Below are 16,300 nucleotides of genomic sequence, written 5' to 3'. Positions count from 1 at the left end.
TGATGCCTTCGATCCTGATCATCGACGACAACGCCAGTGTGGGCACTGCACTGGACGTGCTGTTCTCCCTGCACGACATCGACACCCTGCAGGCGCAGAGCCCGGCCGAGGGGCTGGCCCTGCTCGAGTCGCAGCCGGTCGACCTGGTGATCCAGGACATGAACTTCAGCGAGGACACCACCTCCGGCGAGGAGGGCGAAGCGCTGTTCGCACAGATCCGCGCACGCCACCCGGACCTGCCGGTGATCCTGCTGACGGCCTGGACCCACCTGAGCAGCGCGGTGGACCTGGTCAAGGCCGGCGCCGCCGACTACCTGGCCAAGCCCTGGGACGACCGCAAGCTGCTGACCACGGTCAACAACCTGCTGGAGCTGTCCGAGGCGCGGCGCGAACTGGACCGCCGCCGCAGCCGCGAGCTGCGCCAGCGCAATGCGCTGGAAGAAAAGTACGACCTGTGCGGTGCGGTCTTCGCCGATCCGGCCAGCGAGCGCGTCATCGCCCTGGCCTGCCAGGTCGCGCGCTCCGAGCTGCCGGTGCTGATCACCGGTCCCAATGGTGCCGGCAAGGAGAAGATCGCGCAGATCATCCAGGCCAATTCACTGGTGGCCAAGGGCCCGTTCATCACGGTCAACTGCGGCGCGTTGCCGTCGGAGCTGATCGAGGCCGAACTGTTCGGCGCCGAGGCCGGCGCCTACACCGGCGCCAACAAGGCACGCGAGGGCAAGTTCGAAGCCGCCGACGGAGGCACGCTGTTCCTGGATGAGATCGGCAACCTGTCGCTGGGCGGGCAGATGAAGCTGTTGCGTGTGCTGGAAACCGGCCGCTTCGAGCGCCTGGGTTCCAATCGCGAACGCCAGGTCAAAGTCCGCGTGGTCAGCGCGACCAATGCCGACCTGCCGGCGATGATCCGCGACGGCACGTTCCGCGAAGATCTCTATTACCGCCTCAATACAGTGGAACTGGTACTACCGCCGTTGGCCGAGCGCGCGGGCGACATCGTTCCACTGGCCGAGCGTTTCCTGACGGCCGGCAAGCCGCTGTCCAGTGCCGCCAGTGCCGCCCTGCAACGGCACCCGTGGCCGGGCAACGTGCGCGAACTGCGCAACGTGATCCAGCGTGCCGAACTGCTGGCGACCGGCAACCGCATCGAGGTGGCCGACCTGAACCTGCCGCGCACCTCACCGGCGCCACGACCTGCACCGAGCGCTGGCAACGATCCCGACCGTGAGCGCATCGAGGACGTGCTGGCACGCAACCACGGCGTCATCGCCCAGGCGGCTGCCGAACTCGGCCTGAGCCGCCAGGCCCTGTACCGGCGCATGGACCGCCACGGCATCCCACGCGAATGAAACGGCGCTCGTTCACCTTCCGCCTGTTCCTGCGCCTGCTGCCGGTGCTGGCGCTGGCCGCTGCGCTGCCGTGGCTGCTGGCGTACTGGATGAACCATGGCTGGGTGGTGACCACGGCGTCGGCCGTGATCCTGCTGGCGTTGATGTGGTGGACCCTGCGCCGTGCCACCGCACCGGTGCGCTCGCTGATGCGTGCACTGTCCGGCACCACCAGCAGCTACCGCGACGGCGAGTACAACTTCGGCGTGTACTGGCCGGGCAACGACGAACTGGGCGACCTGGTGCAGGCGCACCGCGAGCTGGGCGATGTGCTGCGCGAACAGCGGCAGGGCCTGGTGCAGCGCGAACTGCTGCTGGACACCATGGTGCAGAACACGCCGGTGGCCATGCTGCTGATTGCCTCCGGCGGCGATGGCATCGCCCGCGTGGTGTTCTCCAACCTGGCTGCGCGCAAGCTGCTGCATGGCGGCTGGAAGCTGGAAGGCCAGCGTCTGGAAGAGGTGCTGGAACAGGTGCCGGTAGAGCTGCGCGATGCCATTGCCCGTGGCGGCGACAGCCTGTTCGCGGTGCATGCCGAGGGCGAGGACGGCGACGAGGATGACGAGCAGGTCTACCACCTGTCGCGCCGCGCCTTCCAGCTCAACGGCCGTCCGCACGACCTGCTGCTGGTACGCCTGCTCACCGCCGAACTGCGCCGCCAGGAAGTGCAGACGTGGAAGAAGGTGATCCGGGTGATCAGCCACGAGCTCAACAACTCACTGGCGCCGATCGCCTCGCTGGCCCACTCCGGTGGCGTGCTGGTGCAGCGCGAACGCTTCGACCGGTTGCCGGAGATCTTCACCACCATCGAGGACCGCGCACGCCACCTGGAAGGCTTCATCCGTGGCTATGCACGCTTCGCAAAGCTGCCGCAGCCGCAACTGCAGACCGTGCACTGGGCGCCGTTCCTGTCCAGCCTGCGCCAGCAGATCCCGTTCACCATGGAACGCGAGCCGGACGAGGACCTGAGCAGCCGCATCGACATCGCGCAGTTCGGGCAGGCATTGCTGAATCTTCTGAAGAACGCGCATGAAGCCTGCGCCGAGGCCGATCCGCCCAACGATGACGTACAGGTGCAACTCACGCGGCTGCCGCAATGGCTGCGCCTGGACGTACTGGATCGCGGCAAGGGCATGAACGAGCAGGTGCTGCAGAACGCCTTGATGCCGTTCTATTCGACCAAGCGCAACGGCACCGGCCTGGGGTTGGCACTGACGCGCGAGATCGTGGAAGCGCACGGTGGCCGCGTGTCGCTGCAGAACCGCGGCGATGGCGGGTTGTGCGTGTCGATCCTGTTGCCGGTGGGTTGAGCGGGCCGATCGGGTAGATCCACGCCATGCGCGGATGTGCCGACCAGGGCCGGCACCTACCAGGCCCGCCGCATCGCCACCCGCAGGTGCATCGGAAACCCGAGCGCAGCCTCTTCGGCCATGACGGCGCGCAGGCCGTCGTTCCACTCAGCCTCAGGCACTACGTCGAACCCTTCGCTGGCATAGAAGGCTGCATTCCATGGCACATCGCTCAAGGTGGTCAGCACCGCTGCAGCAAAGCCGGTGGCCCTGGCCTGCGCCAAGGCGTGCCGCAGCAATGCACGGCCATGGCCACGACGCGCGTGCGCGGGGTCCACATCCATCTGCAGGACATGGAACTCGCCACACAGCTCGCCGCCCAGCAGGTAGCCGGCAATGTCGCCGCCGGGGCCATCCACAACCCACAGCTGGCCCCGCTGAAGGCCGTCCTGCAGCGTCGGCAGATCCAGGCCGTGGCCGGCAAATACCGGATGGGCTTCGTGATCCTTCAGCAGTTCGCCGGCACGCTGTTCAATTGCCGGCAGCACGCCGAGCTCGTCGGCATGCGGAATACGTGGCTCAGGACTTCTTGACCGGGCGCTTCCAGCCATCGATGGTTTCCTGTCGTGCGCGGGCCAGTGTCAGCTTGCCGTCCGGGGCGGTGCGGGTGATGACCGAACCGGCAGCGATGGTCGCGCCCTCGCCGATCGTCAGCGGCGCCACCAGCGAACTGTTGGAACCGATGAACGCGTTGTCGCCGATGGTGGTGGTCGACTTGTTCACGCCGTCGTAGTTGCAGGTGATGGTGCCGGCACCGATGTTCACCTTGCTGCCGATCACCGCATCACCCAGATAGGTGAGGTGGTTGGCCTTGCTGCCGACGCCGAGGGTGACCTTCTTGGTTTCGACGAAGTTGCCGACGTGCACGCCATCGGCCAGCACGGTACCTGGGCGGAGGCGCGCGAACGGACCGACCAGCGCCGCGCCTTCGGTGACCACACCCTCCAGATCACAGTGCGCGCGTACTTCGGTACCGGGGCCGAGAGTAACGTCCTTCAGGCGGTTGAACGGACCGATGGTAACGCCGTCGCCGAGCACGATGTTGCCTTCGAGAACGACATCGACATCGATCAGCACGTCACTGCCCACGGTGACGGTGCCACGGATGTCGAGTCGTGCCGGGTCGCGCACGCGTGCACCCTGTGCGCACAGCGCACGCACGGCGCGATGCTGCCAGGCACGCTCCAGCTGCGACAGCTGCCAGGGATCGTTTGCCCCCTCGGCTTCCTGCGCGTCGGCCACCAGCGCCATTTCGGCCGGGGTGTACTCATGCGCGGCAAATGCGAACACGTCGGTCAGGTAGTACTCGCCCTGCGCATTGCGGTTGGACAGCTGCGACAGCCAGCGGCGCAGCGCGGTCGACTCCGCGGCGATGATGCCGGTGTTGATCGTGCGCACGCGCAGCTGGTCGTCGGTCGCGTCCTTCTGCTCGACGATCGCTCCCACCTTGCCTTCGGCATCGCGCAGCACGCGGCCGTAACCGGTCGGGTCATCAACCTCGGCGACCAGCACCGCCAACCGCCCCGGCTGCGCCAGCAGATCGCGCAGGGTCTGCGCGCGGATCAGCGGTACATCGCCGTACAGCACCAGCACCTGCACGGCATCCGGCACCTGCGGCATCGCCTGCGCCACCGCGTGGCCCGTACCCAGCTGCTGCGCCTGTTCAGCCCACTGCAGGTCGGGCTGGTCGGCGAACTGTTGCCGCACCGCCTCACCGCCATGGCCGTAGACCACATGGATGGCCGCCGGTTGCAGTTCGCGGGCCGCATCGATCACGTGCGCCAGCATCGGTTGGCCGGCGATCGGCTGCAGCACCTTCGGCAGCACCGACCTCATGCGCTTGCCGGCGCCGGCGGCGAGGATGATGACGTGCAGGGCTTGGGTCATGGGAACGGCAGTCCGTGGTTCGTTGCCGACGATTCTAGAGCGTACGCCGTTAACATGGGCATCCCTCCTCCTTCACCATGCCGATGAGCCTTGTCCGCCAGGGAAGCGCCTACCTCGTGATCGGGCTCGTGCAGCTGCTGGTCGATTGGCTGGTGTTCGTGGTCGCCACCGCGCTTGGCATGCCGGTCGCACCGGCCAACGTCGCCGGGCGCCTGGCCGGCATGCTGCTGGGCTTCTGGCTCAACGGCCGCTACACCTTTGCCGAGGCCGGCACCCACAAGCTGGGCTGGAAGCGCTTTGCACGCTTCTTCGGGCTGTGGCTGCTGCTGACTGCGGCAAGCACGTTGCTGGTGAGCCTGGTCGACCACGCGCTGGGCCTGCAGTACACCTGGCTGGCCAAGCCACTGGTGGAAGGCGGGCTGGCGTGCGTGTCGTTCCTGTTGATGCGCTACGTGGTGTACCGCTGATCGCGGTCAGCGGTCAGCGATCACCGTCACGGCGCAGGCGCAGGCGCGCTCCCAGTCCCTCACGCCACAGCTGCAGCGCGCTGTAGCGCAACCGCACCTGGTGCTGCCCGGCCGGCACGCACAACGCATGGAAGAGGCCATTGCCGCGCAGCAGCGGCAGTACCTGGCCATCCTCGAGCTGCGCCTGCCAGCCACGACCGGTGGTTTCGTTGATCACCACCCATGCTGCATGGTCGGCCACCACCGTCAGCTCGATGCGTCCCGGCTGGTAGCGCAGCACCTGTACCGTGGCCTCGCCGGCATCCTGTTCGGCACAGTGGCTGCTGGCGGCTGCCGGCAGCCATAGCTGCCGGTTGAAATCGGTCTGGTTGAACAGCGGCGCAGGCGGTAGACGCTCCTCATGGCGGCGCACCTGCCGCGGATTCAGCACCCGTGGCAGCACGCTGTCACGCCGCGCAAGTTCCACCTGGTCGCCCTGCGCGCTGGAGCCCGGGAACGGCTCCTGGGCCAGCAGCCAACGCACGCCCAACAGGTCGTACAGGGGAGCAGCGGTGTCTGGCATCCAGGCAGTGGGGACCTTCTGCTGGAAGGTATCCACCGGCTCGCCCGGCATCCCGGTCATCTGCAGATAGTCGCTTGCCAGCAGCGGGTTGTAGCCGTTTGCCAGCGCAATGGCATGCACCGCCGCGCCGTTGGTGAGTCCGCCGATGCCGAAGACCACCGCGCGCTCGGGTATGCCGATATGCCGCTCTGCCGCCAGCAGCGCATAGGCGCGCTGCGCAGGACCCGCACGATCGGCGGTGAGCACCGACTTTGTGCCGCTGCCCGCGTTGAACCTGGTGCCGACGTTGAACAGCAGCAGGTCCAACAGCACCAGCGCCAGCACCCAGCGCGCAGGTGACTGGTGGCGGCGCAGCACCCACACCGCGGCTACGCCCAGCGCGGCGCTGACCGCAAGCCAGGCGAAAGCGAGCGGATGACCATGATCGATCGCCAGCCACGCAGCGCACGCACCCAGCACTGCGACGATTGCCACGGACACCCGATGCAATCGCAATGGCTGCCGCTGCAGGGCAACCTGCAGGGCACTGGCACCGAGCCACGCCGCCGCAGGCACGGTAAGGAACAGCGCATCGGACGGGCGCCGGAACAGGTCCAGCCCCGGAAGCCAGCCAAACAACCAGGGGAACAGCGGCGTGGCGCCACCCACCGCGACCATGATCGCCAGCGTCAGCGCACACAGCGCGACGCGCGTCGCCGCCGGCTTGCGCCGCAGCACCTCACCGCCCCAGAGCAGCCACAGCGCCAGCGGCACTGCCCCCACATAGAGGTAATCGGCGCTGATATCACCGAAGGCCCAGCTGTCGCCGCGCCCCTGCGAGAACACGTTGCCCGACAGCAGTGTCACCAGTGTCTGCCAGTGGATGGCACCCGGCAGCGCGGCTTCCAGCGTCAGGCCATTGCGATTGGTCTGGTCCAGCCAGGCCAGCGTGGACAGCCACTGCGGCGCACTGACACCACCGGCGAGAATGGCCACCACGCCCAGCTGCCACAGCAGGCGCATGCGCTGCCCCTGTGCCAGCACGACAGCAGCCACGGCGTAGATCACGCACGCGAGGATGATGAAATAGGTGACCTGGGTCAGTTGAAGCGCACACATCCCGCCGGCCACACCGGCCAGCAGGATGTCGCGCATCCGTCCCCGCCGGCGGACCTGCTCCAGGCCCAGCCACAGCCAGGGCAGCAGGCAGTAGCTGATGATCATCGGCGTGTGCTGCAGGCGCGACGCGGCCACGCCACCAAACATCAGCGTGAGTGCGAACAGCAGCTGCGCCGGCGGCGGCATGCCCTGCACGCGGCTCAACCGCAGTGCACCCAGGCCGCCTGCCAGCACATGCAGCAGCACCACCACCGTGAACAGGTGCAGGGAGCCCGGCGCCAGCAGCATCGGCAGCAGCATCGTCGGCTGCAGCGTCATCATCTGCGGATCGGCCACCTGCGGGTAGCCACCGTAGAGATACGGATTCCACCAGGGGGCCTGCAGGTGACGCAACTGCTCGGCACTGAAACTGACCGCCGGGAAGAACTGCTGCACGGCATCAAAGGGAATGGTCTTGATGCCACTGAGCCATGGCAGGCACAGAACGATCCACGCAATCAGGAACACGCCTGCCGGTGTGCGCCACGGCCGCTGCCAGCTGCCGCCTTCAATCGCTGTCGAGTAGTGCTGCATTCCCTGCTCCTGTGGCGAACAAACAAAAACGCCGGCAGCTAGCCGGCGCTTGTGCTTGATGACGCGCGAACCTCAGTGCTTGAGATTCTTGCGCAGGCGCTCCAGCGCCTGCAGCTGGACGACGGCTTCGGCCAGCTTCTGCTGGGCTTCAGCCACTTCCATCGCTTCGCCGCGGTTGGCCAGGATGCGCTCGGCTTCTTCCTTGGCCTTGCGGACCGAGGCTTCGTCGATGTCCTGCGCGCGGATCGCGGTGTCGGCCAGCACGGTCACCACCTGCGGCTGCACTTCCAGGATGCCGCCGGAAATGGCGAAATCCAGCTGCTCGCCGTTCGGCGTGGTCACCACCACCTTGCCCGGCTTCAGGCGGGTGATCAGCGGCGCGTGCTTGGGCGCGATGCCCAGTTCGCCCAGCTCACCGGTGGCCACGACCAGGGTCGCTTCGCCACGGAAGATTTCCTGCTCGGCGCTGACGATGTCGCAACGGATCGTGCTCATGCAAATCTCTTCGCTGTTCGCGGCGGCGCAATGCCGCCGTGGGGGTCCACCGGCGCGGGCGGTTGCCCGGCGCCGGCGTCAGGTCAGGCAGGATCGCTCCCGCCCGTCCCGGATCAGGCCTTCTCGGCCATCTTCTTGGCCTTCTCGACCGCTTCTTCGATGCCGCCGACCATGTAGAACGCCTGCTCCGGCAGGTGGTCGTACTCGCCATCGACGATGGCCTTGAAGCCACGGATGGTGTCCTTCAGCGGCACGTACTTGCCCGGCGAACCGGTGAACACTTCGGCCACGTGGAACGGCTGGCTGAAGAAGCGCTCGATCTTGCGGGCGCGCGACACGGCCTGCTTGTCTTCTTCGGACAGTTCGTCCATGCCCAGGATGGCGATGATGTCCTTCAGTTCCTTGTACTTCTGCAGGGTCTGCTGGACGCGCTGGGCGGTGTCGTAGTGCTCGTGGCCGATGACCAGCGGATCCATCTGGCGGCTGGTGGAGTCCAGCGGATCGACGGCCGGGTAGATACCCAGCGAGGCGATCGAACGCGACAGGGTCACGGTCGAGTCCAGGTGGGCGAAGGTGGTCGCCGGCGACGGGTCGGTCAGGTCGTCCGCGGGAACGTAGACGGCCTGGATCGAGGTGATCGAACCGTTCTTGGTCGAGGTGATGCGCTCCTGCAGGACGCCCATTTCCTCGGCCAGGGTCGGCTGGTAACCCACGGCGGACGGCATGCGGCCCAGCAGTGCCGACACTTCGGTACCGGCCAGGGTGTAACGGTAGATGTTGTCGACGAACAGCAGGACGTCCTTACCCTTGCCGTTTTCGTCCTTCTCGTCGCGGAAGTACTCGGCCATGGTCAGGCCGGTCAAGGCGACGCGCAGACGGTTGCCCGGCGGCTCGTTCATCTGGCCGTACACCATCGCCACCTTGTCCAGGACGTTGGAGTCCTTCATTTCGTGGTAGAAGTCGTTGCCCTCACGGGTACGCTCACCCACGCCGGCGAACACGGACAGACCGCTGTGCGCCTTGGCGATGTTGTTGATCAGTTCCATCATGTTGACGGTCTTGCCGACGCCGGCGCCGCCGAACAGGCCGACCTTGCCGCCCTTGGCGAACGGGCACATCAGGTCGATGACCTTGATGCCGGTTTCCAGCAGCTCGGTGGCCGGGGACTGGTCTTCATACGACGGCGCAGCGCGGTGGATTTCCCAGTTGTCGCTGGCAGCGACCGGGCCGGCTTCGTCGATCGGACGGCCAAGCACGTCCATGATGCGGCCCAGGGTGCCGGCGCCGACCGGCACCGAGATGCCACGGCCGGTGTTGACGGCAACCAGGTTGCGCTTCAGGCCGTCGGTGGAACCGAGCGCGATGGTACGCACCACGCCGTCGCCCAGCTGCTGCTGGACTTCGAGGGTGATCTCGGTGTTTTCCACCTTCAGTGCGTCGTACACCTTCGGCACCGATTCACGCGGGAATTCGACGTCGACGACCGCGCCGATGATCTGAACGATCTTGCCCTGACTCATTGCTGCATCCTCTAATGTGTGCTTTGAACGAACGCGGTCAGACTGCTGCCGCGCCGCCGACGATTTCGGAGATTTCCTGGGTGATCGCTGCCTGGCGCGCCTTGTTGTAGACGAGCTGCAGGGTGCCGATCAGCTTGTTGGCGTTGTCGCTCGCCGCCTTCATCGCAACCATGCGTGCCGCATGCTCGGAGGCGACGTTTTCCAGCAGTGCCTGGTACACCAGCGACTCGATGTAACGCGTCATCACGTGCTCGAGCACGGTCGCGGCATCGGGTTCGTACAGGTAATCCCAGTCGTGGTGAGCGACCTGCTTCTCAGCCGGCGGCAGCGGCAGCAGCTGATCGAAGCTGGCCTTCTGCACCATGGTGTTCACGAAGCGGTTGTAGACCAGGTACACGCGGTCGATCCTGCCTTCGGTGAAGGCGTCGAGCATGACCTTGATCACACCGATCAGCGATTCCAGCTTCGGTACGTCGCCGATGTGGGTCACGCTGCCGACCATGTTGACCTTCACGCGGCGGAAGAAGGTCGAAGCCTTCTGGCCGATGGTCACCAGGTCCACTTCGGCACCCTTGTCCTGCCATGCCTTGGCTTCGCCCAGCATCTTGCGGAACAGGTTGTTGTTCAGGCCGCCGGCCAGGCCGCGATCGGAGGAGATCACGATGAAACCGACCCGCTTGACCTGCTCGCGCTCGACCAGGAACGGATGCTGGTAGTCGGTGCTGGCCTGGGCCAGATGACCGATCACCTGCTTCATCGCCTGCGCGTACGGACGCGAGGTCTTCATCCGATCCTGCGCCTTGCGGATCTTGGAGGCCGAGACCATTTCCAGGGCGCGCGTCACCTTGCGGGTGTTCTGCACGCTCTTGATCTTGGTTTTGATTTCGCGTCCGCTTGCCATCTCTTGTTTCCCGTGGCGCGGGGCTGATGCCCCGCGTTGTTCAACCGTTTGTCATCTGGTCCAGCGGAGCCAGCGGCTCCGCTCTACAGGACCGCGATTACCAGCTGCCGGTGGTCTTGAACTCGGCGATGCCCTTCTTGAAGGCACCTTCGATGTCGTTGTCCCAACCGCCGGTGGCGTTGACCTTGCTGATCAGCTCGCCCTGGGTGTTGGCGAAGTGGGCGTGCAGGCCTTCTTCGAACGCCAGCAGCTTGTTGACCGGCACGTCGTCGAGGTAACCCTCGTTGACGGCGTAGATCGACAGCGCCTGGTTGGCAATCGACATCGGCGCGTACTGCTTCTGCTTCATCAGCTCGGTGACGCGCTGGCCACGCTCCAGCTGCTTGCGGGTCGCTTCGTCCAGGTCCGAGGCGAACTGCGCGAACGCAGCCAGCTCGCGGTACTGGGCCAGCGAGATACGGATGCCGCCCGACAGCTTCTTGATGATCTTGGTCTGGGCCGAGCCACCGACGCGCGACACCGAGATACCGGCGTTCACGGCCGGGCGGATGCCGGCGTTGAACAGGTCGGTTTCCAGGAAGATCTGGCCGTCGGTGATCGAGATCACGTTGGTCGGAACGAAGGCGGACACGTCGCCGGCCTGGGTCTCGATGATCGGCAGCGCGGTCAGCGAACCGGTCTTGCCGGTGACCTTGCCTTCGGTGAACTTCTCGACGTATTCCTCGGACACGCGGGCAGCGCGCTCGAGCAGACGGGAGTGCAGGTAGAACACGTCACCCGGGTAGGCTTCACGGCCCGGCGGACGCTTCAGCAGCAGCGAGATCTGGCGGTAGGCAACGGCCTGCTTGGACAGATCGTCGTACACGATCAGCGCGTCTTCGCCGCGGTCCATGAAGTACTCACCCATGGTGCAGCCCGAGTAGGCGCTGATGTACTGCATGGCAGCCGATTCGGAAGCGGTCGCGGCCACCACGATGGTGTGGGCCAGCGCGCCGTTCTCTTCCAGCTTGCGCACGATGTTGGCGATGGTCGACGCCTTCTGGCCGATCGCAACGTACACGCACTTGATGCCGGTGCCCTTCTGGTTGATCACCGCATCGATCGCCATGGCGGTCTTGCCGGTCTGGCGGTCACCGATGATCAGCTCGCGCTGGCCACGGCCGATCGGGATCATCGAGTCGACCGACTTGTAACCGGTCTGCACCGGCTGGTCGACCGACTTGCGCCAGATCACGCCCGGCGCAACACGCTCCACCGGAGCGGTCAGGTCGGTGCCCAGCGGGCCCTTGCCGTCGATCGGCTCGCCCAGCGCGTTCACGACGCGGCCCAGCAGTTCCGGGCCGACCGGCACTTCCAGGATGCGGCCGGTGGTCTTGGCGACGTCGCCTTCGCGCAGGTGCTCGTAGTCACCCAGGACCACGGCGCCGACCGAGTCGCGCTCCAGGTTCAGGGCCAGGGCGAAGGTGTTGTTCGGCAGTTCGATCATTTCGCCCTGCATCACGTCGGCCAGACCGAAGATGCGCACGATGCCGTCGGACACGCTGGTCACGGTGCCTTCGTTGCGCGATTCCGCGGCCAGCTTGACCTTCTCGATGCGGTTCTTGATCAGTTCGCTGATTTCGGAGGGGTTGAGCGTGGTTGCCATCGTCAAGTCCTAGTGCCGGCAGCGGGGCCGGACGTTAAATGAATTCAGTTAGCGAGCGCGGTCTGCAGACGGGCCAGCTTGCCCTTCAGCGAACCATCGATGACCACGTCGCCGGCGTCGATCACGGCGCCGCCGATCAGCGAAGCATCGACCGCGGTGGTCACGTCGACCTCGCGGTTGAAGCGCTTGCGCAGCGCAGCCTTGATCGCGTCCAGCTCGCCGGCCGACAGCTCGGAAGCCGAGGTCACCGTGGCCTTGACCACGTGCTCGGCTTCGGCGCGCAGGGCGTCGAACATGCCGGAGATTTCCGGCAGCAGCGGCAGACGATGCGATTCGGCCAGGATGGCCAGGAAGCGCGAGTAGGTCTCGCCGTGCGAGACCGGCGCCAGCAGGGCGACGGCGTCGTCACGACCCAGCTCCGGGTTGGCGAGCAGGGCCGCCACGCGCGGGTCGGCGGCGACGTGGGCGGAGAACGCCAGGGCGTCCGACCACGGCGCGAACGCACCTTCGTCGCGCGCGGTCGCGAACGCGGCGCGGGCGTACGGGCGGGCAAGCGTGAGGGCCTGGCTCATCCTTAGATCTCCGAGGCCAGCTCGTCGAGCAGCGCCTTGTGGGCGTTGGCGTCGATTTCGCGCTTGAGCAGCTTTTCGGCACCGGTCACGGCCAGCGCGGACACCTGCTTGCGCAGATCTTCACGGGCACGGTTGGCGGCGGCGTCGATTTCAGCCTGGGCCAGTTCCTTCTGACGGGTGGCTTCGGTGATCGCTTCGTTACGGGCTGCATCAACGATCTGGTTGGCACGCGCGTGGGCCTGATCGATGATCTCGTTGGCCTTGGTGCGGGCTTCCTTCAGCGCTTCGTTGACCTTCTCCTGCGCCTGGGCCAGATCTTTCTGGCTGCGGTCGGCAGCAGCGAGGCCTTCAGCAATCTTCTGCTGGCGCTCTTCGATCGCGTTCATCAGCGGCGGCCAGATCTTGGTCGCGATGATCCAGATCAGACCAGCGAAGGCCAGCGCCTGCGCAAGAAGGGTGAAATTGATATTCATGGTTAGCTCGATCGCTGGTTTCGGGGTGGACGTGCCGCCGAAGCGGCACATCCGGCCTTCATCCGAAACCGGGTGCATCAGCACCCGGTCGTCTCAAACCGCTGTATCAGCCGGCCAGAGCCTTGGTGACGGCGCCAGCAAAGGCAGCCGACAGCGGGTTGGCGAAGGCCAGCAGCAGGCCAACGGCGACCGAGATGATGAACGCGGCGTCGATCAGGCCGGCGGTGATGAACATGCGGACCTGCAGGACCGGGATCAGTTCCGGCTGGCGCGCGGCCGACTCCAGGAACTTACCAGCCATGATGGCCAGACCCAGACCGGCGCCCAGCGCGGCCAGGCCGATCATGATGCCGACGGCAAGGGCGGTGGAGCTCTGAATCTGCGCGAAGTTGGTCAGGACGGCGAAGTACATGGTTATCTCCAGGAACTTAAGTTGCTAAGGGTGATGAAACGGATGAAGGTTGAAACGCGTTGAAGCTTGAAACTCAGTGAGCGTCTTCCGACAGGCTCAGGTACACGATCGACAGCATCATGAAGATGAAGGCCTGCAGCGGGATCACCAGCAGGTGGAACAGCATCCAGCCGAGGCCGAACACACCACCCGCGATGGCACCGAAGAAACCGGCACCACCCAGCACCCAGATCAGCAGGAACACGATTTCGCCGCCGAACATGTTGCCGAACAGTCGCATCGCCAGCGAGATCGGCTTGCTCAGCCACTCGACGATGTTGAGGATCAGGTTGAACGGCATCATCCACTTGCCGAACGGCGCCGTCAGGAATTCCTTGACGAAGCCGACCAGGCCCTTGGACTTGAGCGCGAAGAACAGCATCAGGAAGAACACGCTGATGGCCATGCCGAGGGTGGCATTGACGTCAGCGGTCGGCACCGGCTTCCAGTAGTGCACGCCCACCCATTCCAGCGGCTTGGCGATGAAATCGGCCGGGATCATCTTCAGCAGATTCATCAACAGGATCCAGAAGAAGATCGTGATGGCGATCGGCGTGACCAGCTTGCTCTTGCCGTGGTAGGTGTCCTTGGCCTGGCGGTCGACGAACTCCAGGCAGATCTCGACGAAGGCCTGCCACTTGCCCGGCACGCCGGCGGTGGCCTTGCGGGTCCCCAGCCAGAACGCGACAACGATCACCAGGCCCATCAGGACGGCGGTGAGGAAGGTATCGACGTGGATATGCCAGAACATACCCTCACCCTTGCCGACCGGTGCGGTCAGGTTGTGCAGGTGATGCTGGATGTAGCTGGTAGGGGTTAGAGCCTCGCCCGCCATGTGTCCGGAACCTTCAGTTAATTGAATTCTGTCAACGCCTGGCCATGGCCAGGACCTGGAACATCAAGCCGACGGCGATACCGGCCAACAGCGCCAATGCAGGCAGCTTGAAGACCAGGAACCCCACCAGCAGGACGCCGAAAACCACGACCCACTTGGCCACGATCGCAATGATCAGGCGAGCCATCGCCGATCCTGCGGCCACCGCACCACCGCCCAGAGCCATCCGTGCCGCAACCCAGCCGCCGGCCGAAATGGCCACACCGGACGCCAGCGCGCCGAGGGCATACTTCGGACCTACCAGCAGGAAGGCCAGGGCCAGGACAGCCACCGCGGCCAGCGGGTAGACCGCGGCGCGCAGCATCAGTCGCCGACCCGCATCAACGGAGTTCAGCACAGGACGTCCCGCGTGGTTGCAAGTGGAGGGCTGAGGCGGCTACAGCAGGGGGGCCTCATCGAGCCGCCAAATTATAGCAATGGGACAATTTGCGAGACAACCGCTGCCTGTTCATCCCTGGAAGCCGCAAGTTGCGGTAACGGTTACATTTTTGCGTGCCACCCGGGGGACAATGACGTCCGCGTGATGCTGCACTGCAGTATTGAACTTTGGTCGCAGGCGCGGAACTTTCGCTGGATGCGCCGGTCCGATCTTTCGACCTGCCTGCAGCAACCTCGTCGACGCTCCGCCCCGCAGGTCCCACGATGGCCCCGAAGCCCGTCTCCGGGGCCATCTTTTTGCGTCGTCGCGACAGGGCTGAACCGTGCACACTCCGTGGACCATACGTTCACGGATGGTGGACGGCGGCGTCCGGCACAGTGGTCTTCATTCTGATGAACCACTGCAAGGACTCTTCGATGCGCCCCGTACCCACCCTGCTCGCCCTTTCCCTGCTCGCTGCCGGCGCCTCGTTCGCCAATGCCGCCCACGCCGCCGAAGGCGACGACCGCTTCGCCATCCGTCTGGGTGCGATGAACATCGATTCGGACAACACGCTGCGTGGCAGCACCACCGTGGCCGGCCAGGACATCTCCCTGGACCAGGACTTCAAGCTGGGTGGCAAGGAATGGGAGCCGCGCATCGACGGCATGTTCCGCATCAGCAACCGTCAGCGCCTGCTGTTCAACTACTTCAAGTACGACAAGGACCGTCGCGAGACGCTTGACCAGGGCATTTCCTTCGGCGGTGAGAGCGTGCCGGCCGGCAGCTTCGTGAAGGGCGAGCTGAAGTACCAGGTGGCCAGCCTGGTCTATGACTACTCGGTCGTCGATACCGACACCTTCGACCTGGGCCTGCAGATCGGTGGCGAGTACGCCAAGGTCAGCACCAAGGGCTACGCGGACCTGGGCACGGTGTATGAAGGCCAGTTCCTCAACGAGAAGGCCGATGGCGTGGCACCGGTGGTGGGTGCGCGCATGACCTTCACCCCGTCCGAGCGCTGGATGATCACGCTGCAGGGCCAGTACCTGAACACGCGCTGGGGCAGTTTCGATGACTACAAGGGCGACCTGAGCCGCGCCAATGCGATCGTCGATTACCGCTTCACCAAGAACTTCGGTGTGTTCGCCGGCTACGACTGGTTCAAGCTGGACGTGGACAAGAAGGGCAGCGACGGCACGGTCGGCCTGAAGCAGGAATTCAAGGGCCCGGTGGCCGGTATCAGCTTCGTGTTCTGATCCCCTGCCCCTTCCACGGCATCTTCTCTCCTGGCGCGGCCTCCGGAACATCGGGGCCGCGTTTTTTCTTTGCATCGTCGAGCAGAAAAGCAGGCTGGTCGAGCGCTGGGGGAAGAGGGGCTTGCGTGCGAATGTCCCCCGGCGCCGGCCTACGGCCGTCACCTCCTCCTTTACTTCGCACACAAGCCCCTCTTCCCCCGCGTGTCAGGCATCCAGGCGGGCCAGGCTGTGGCTCTCGACTATCCGCAAGCCGAGCCGCTGCGCGGGTGGCGGGCATTTCGACAAAGTAAAGGAGGAGGCGACCGCCGCAGGCGGGCGACGGGGACATTTGTCGAAATGCCTGCCACCCGCGCAGCGGCCCCACCCTTTGCTGCAGCACTGATCGAAGAAAAAAAGCCCCGGCAGATGCC

16 protein-coding genes are annotated in these 16,300 nt (G+C 65.5%); 4 read left to right on the top strand and 12 right to left on the bottom strand.

The genetic code is table 11. The annotated features are described in order from the left end of the window. The first annotated feature begins 2 nt into the window (after positions 1 to 2). Both AC5P53_RS02525 and AC5P53_RS02520 read left to right on the top strand, forming a co-directional pair. Entirely contained in the window at positions 3 to 1,349 is a 1,347-nt protein-coding gene (locus tag AC5P53_RS02525) for a sigma-54-dependent transcriptional regulator (RefSeq protein ID WP_049440003.1), read from the top strand. Next, positions 1,346 to 2,698, top strand: coding sequence for a sensor histidine kinase (locus AC5P53_RS02520; RefSeq protein ID WP_014648489.1), 1,353 nt, complete (start codon positions 1,346 to 1,348; stop codon positions 2,696 to 2,698). Before AC5P53_RS02525 ends, AC5P53_RS02520 begins: the two co-directional genes overlap by 4 nt. 56 nt (positions 2,699 to 2,754) lie before the next feature. On the opposite strand, the gene AC5P53_RS02515 is transcribed toward AC5P53_RS02520, so the two are convergent. Together AC5P53_RS02515 and glmU are read right to left on the bottom strand one after the other, a co-directional pair. After that, positions 2,755 to 3,288: a GNAT family N-acetyltransferase gene (locus tag AC5P53_RS02515; protein ID WP_049440005.1), complete on the bottom strand. Its 534-nt coding sequence runs from the start codon at positions 3,286 to 3,288 to the stop codon at positions 2,755 to 2,757. After that, positions 3,257 to 4,624 (bottom strand): bifunctional UDP-N-acetylglucosamine diphosphorylase/glucosamine-1-phosphate N-acetyltransferase GlmU, encoded by a 1,368-nt coding sequence (gene glmU / locus AC5P53_RS02510; RefSeq protein WP_014648491.1) that lies wholly within the window; start codon positions 4,622 to 4,624, stop codon positions 3,257 to 3,259. The genes AC5P53_RS02515 and glmU overlap by 32 nt, the downstream gene beginning before the upstream one ends. An 83-nt stretch (positions 4,625 to 4,707) precedes the next feature. On the opposite strand from glmU, the gene AC5P53_RS02505 reads away from it, so the two are divergent. Beyond that, on the top strand, positions 4,708 to 5,091 hold the full coding sequence (locus tag AC5P53_RS02505; RefSeq protein ID WP_041863846.1) for a GtrA family protein: 384 nt from the start codon (positions 4,708 to 4,710) through the stop codon (positions 5,089 to 5,091). A gap of 13 nt (positions 5,092 to 5,104) precedes the next feature. On the opposite strand, the gene AC5P53_RS02500 is transcribed toward AC5P53_RS02505, so the two are convergent. From AC5P53_RS02500 to AC5P53_RS02455, 10 genes are all read right to left on the bottom strand, one after another. Continuing rightward, positions 5,105 to 7,324, bottom strand: a complete 2,220-nt coding sequence (locus AC5P53_RS02500; RefSeq protein WP_241887508.1) for a YfhO family protein — start codon at positions 7,322 to 7,324, stop codon at positions 5,105 to 5,107. Positions 7,325 to 7,396: 72 nt separating this feature from the next. Beyond that, positions 7,397 to 7,819: a F0F1 ATP synthase subunit epsilon gene (locus AC5P53_RS02495; protein ID WP_005419509.1), complete on the bottom strand. Its 423-nt coding sequence runs from the start codon at positions 7,817 to 7,819 to the stop codon at positions 7,397 to 7,399. A gap of 113 nt (positions 7,820 to 7,932) precedes the next feature. After that, positions 7,933 to 9,339 (bottom strand): F0F1 ATP synthase subunit beta, encoded by a 1,407-nt coding sequence (gene atpD / locus AC5P53_RS02490; RefSeq protein WP_005419510.1) that lies wholly within the window; start codon positions 9,337 to 9,339, stop codon positions 7,933 to 7,935. 37 nt (positions 9,340 to 9,376) lie between these two features. Continuing rightward, positions 9,377 to 10,240, bottom strand: a complete 864-nt coding sequence (gene atpG / locus AC5P53_RS02485) for a F0F1 ATP synthase subunit gamma (protein WP_014648494.1) — start codon at positions 10,238 to 10,240, stop codon at positions 9,377 to 9,379. A 97-nt stretch (positions 10,241 to 10,337) separates the two neighbouring features. Further along, on the bottom strand, positions 10,338 to 11,885 hold the full coding sequence (gene atpA / locus AC5P53_RS02480) for a F0F1 ATP synthase subunit alpha (RefSeq protein WP_005419511.1): 1,548 nt from the start codon (positions 11,883 to 11,885) through the stop codon (positions 10,338 to 10,340). A 44-nt stretch (positions 11,886 to 11,929) separates the two neighbouring features. After that, positions 11,930 to 12,457, bottom strand: coding sequence for a F0F1 ATP synthase subunit delta (locus tag AC5P53_RS02475; protein WP_014648495.1), 528 nt, complete (start codon positions 12,455 to 12,457; stop codon positions 11,930 to 11,932). 2 nt (positions 12,458 to 12,459) lie between these two features. Next, positions 12,460 to 12,930, bottom strand: coding sequence for a F0F1 ATP synthase subunit B (locus AC5P53_RS02470; RefSeq protein ID WP_005419512.1), 471 nt, complete (start codon positions 12,928 to 12,930; stop codon positions 12,460 to 12,462). A 106-nt stretch (positions 12,931 to 13,036) separates the two neighbouring features. Next, the gene (gene atpE / locus AC5P53_RS02465) at positions 13,037 to 13,342 is read right to left on the bottom strand and encodes a F0F1 ATP synthase subunit C (RefSeq protein ID WP_005411133.1); all 306 of its coding nucleotides are present in this window, start codon (positions 13,340 to 13,342) and stop codon (positions 13,037 to 13,039) included. A gap of 73 nt (positions 13,343 to 13,415) precedes the next feature. Continuing rightward, positions 13,416 to 14,216: a F0F1 ATP synthase subunit A gene (gene atpB, locus AC5P53_RS02460; RefSeq protein ID WP_014038569.1), complete on the bottom strand. Its 801-nt coding sequence runs from the start codon at positions 14,214 to 14,216 to the stop codon at positions 13,416 to 13,418. Between the two features lie 31 nt (positions 14,217 to 14,247). Beyond that, positions 14,248 to 14,613, bottom strand: a complete 366-nt coding sequence (locus AC5P53_RS02455) for a hypothetical protein (RefSeq protein WP_014648497.1) — start codon at positions 14,611 to 14,613, stop codon at positions 14,248 to 14,250. A gap of 458 nt (positions 14,614 to 15,071) precedes the next feature. Here AC5P53_RS02455 and AC5P53_RS02450 point away from each other — a divergent pair, with 458 nt between their 5' ends. Continuing rightward, a complete protein-coding gene (locus AC5P53_RS02450) occupies positions 15,072 to 15,890 on the top strand; it encodes a hypothetical protein (RefSeq protein WP_046432636.1) in 819 nt (272 codons plus the stop codon). Positions 15,891 to 16,300: the final 410 nt, after the last annotated feature.

The sequence above is a fragment of the Stenotrophomonas sp. YJH_SMC_82 genome (assembly GCF_059368875.1).
Note: the sequence above shows the minus strand (reverse complement) of the source record. Positions and strands in the feature narration are given on the sequence as shown.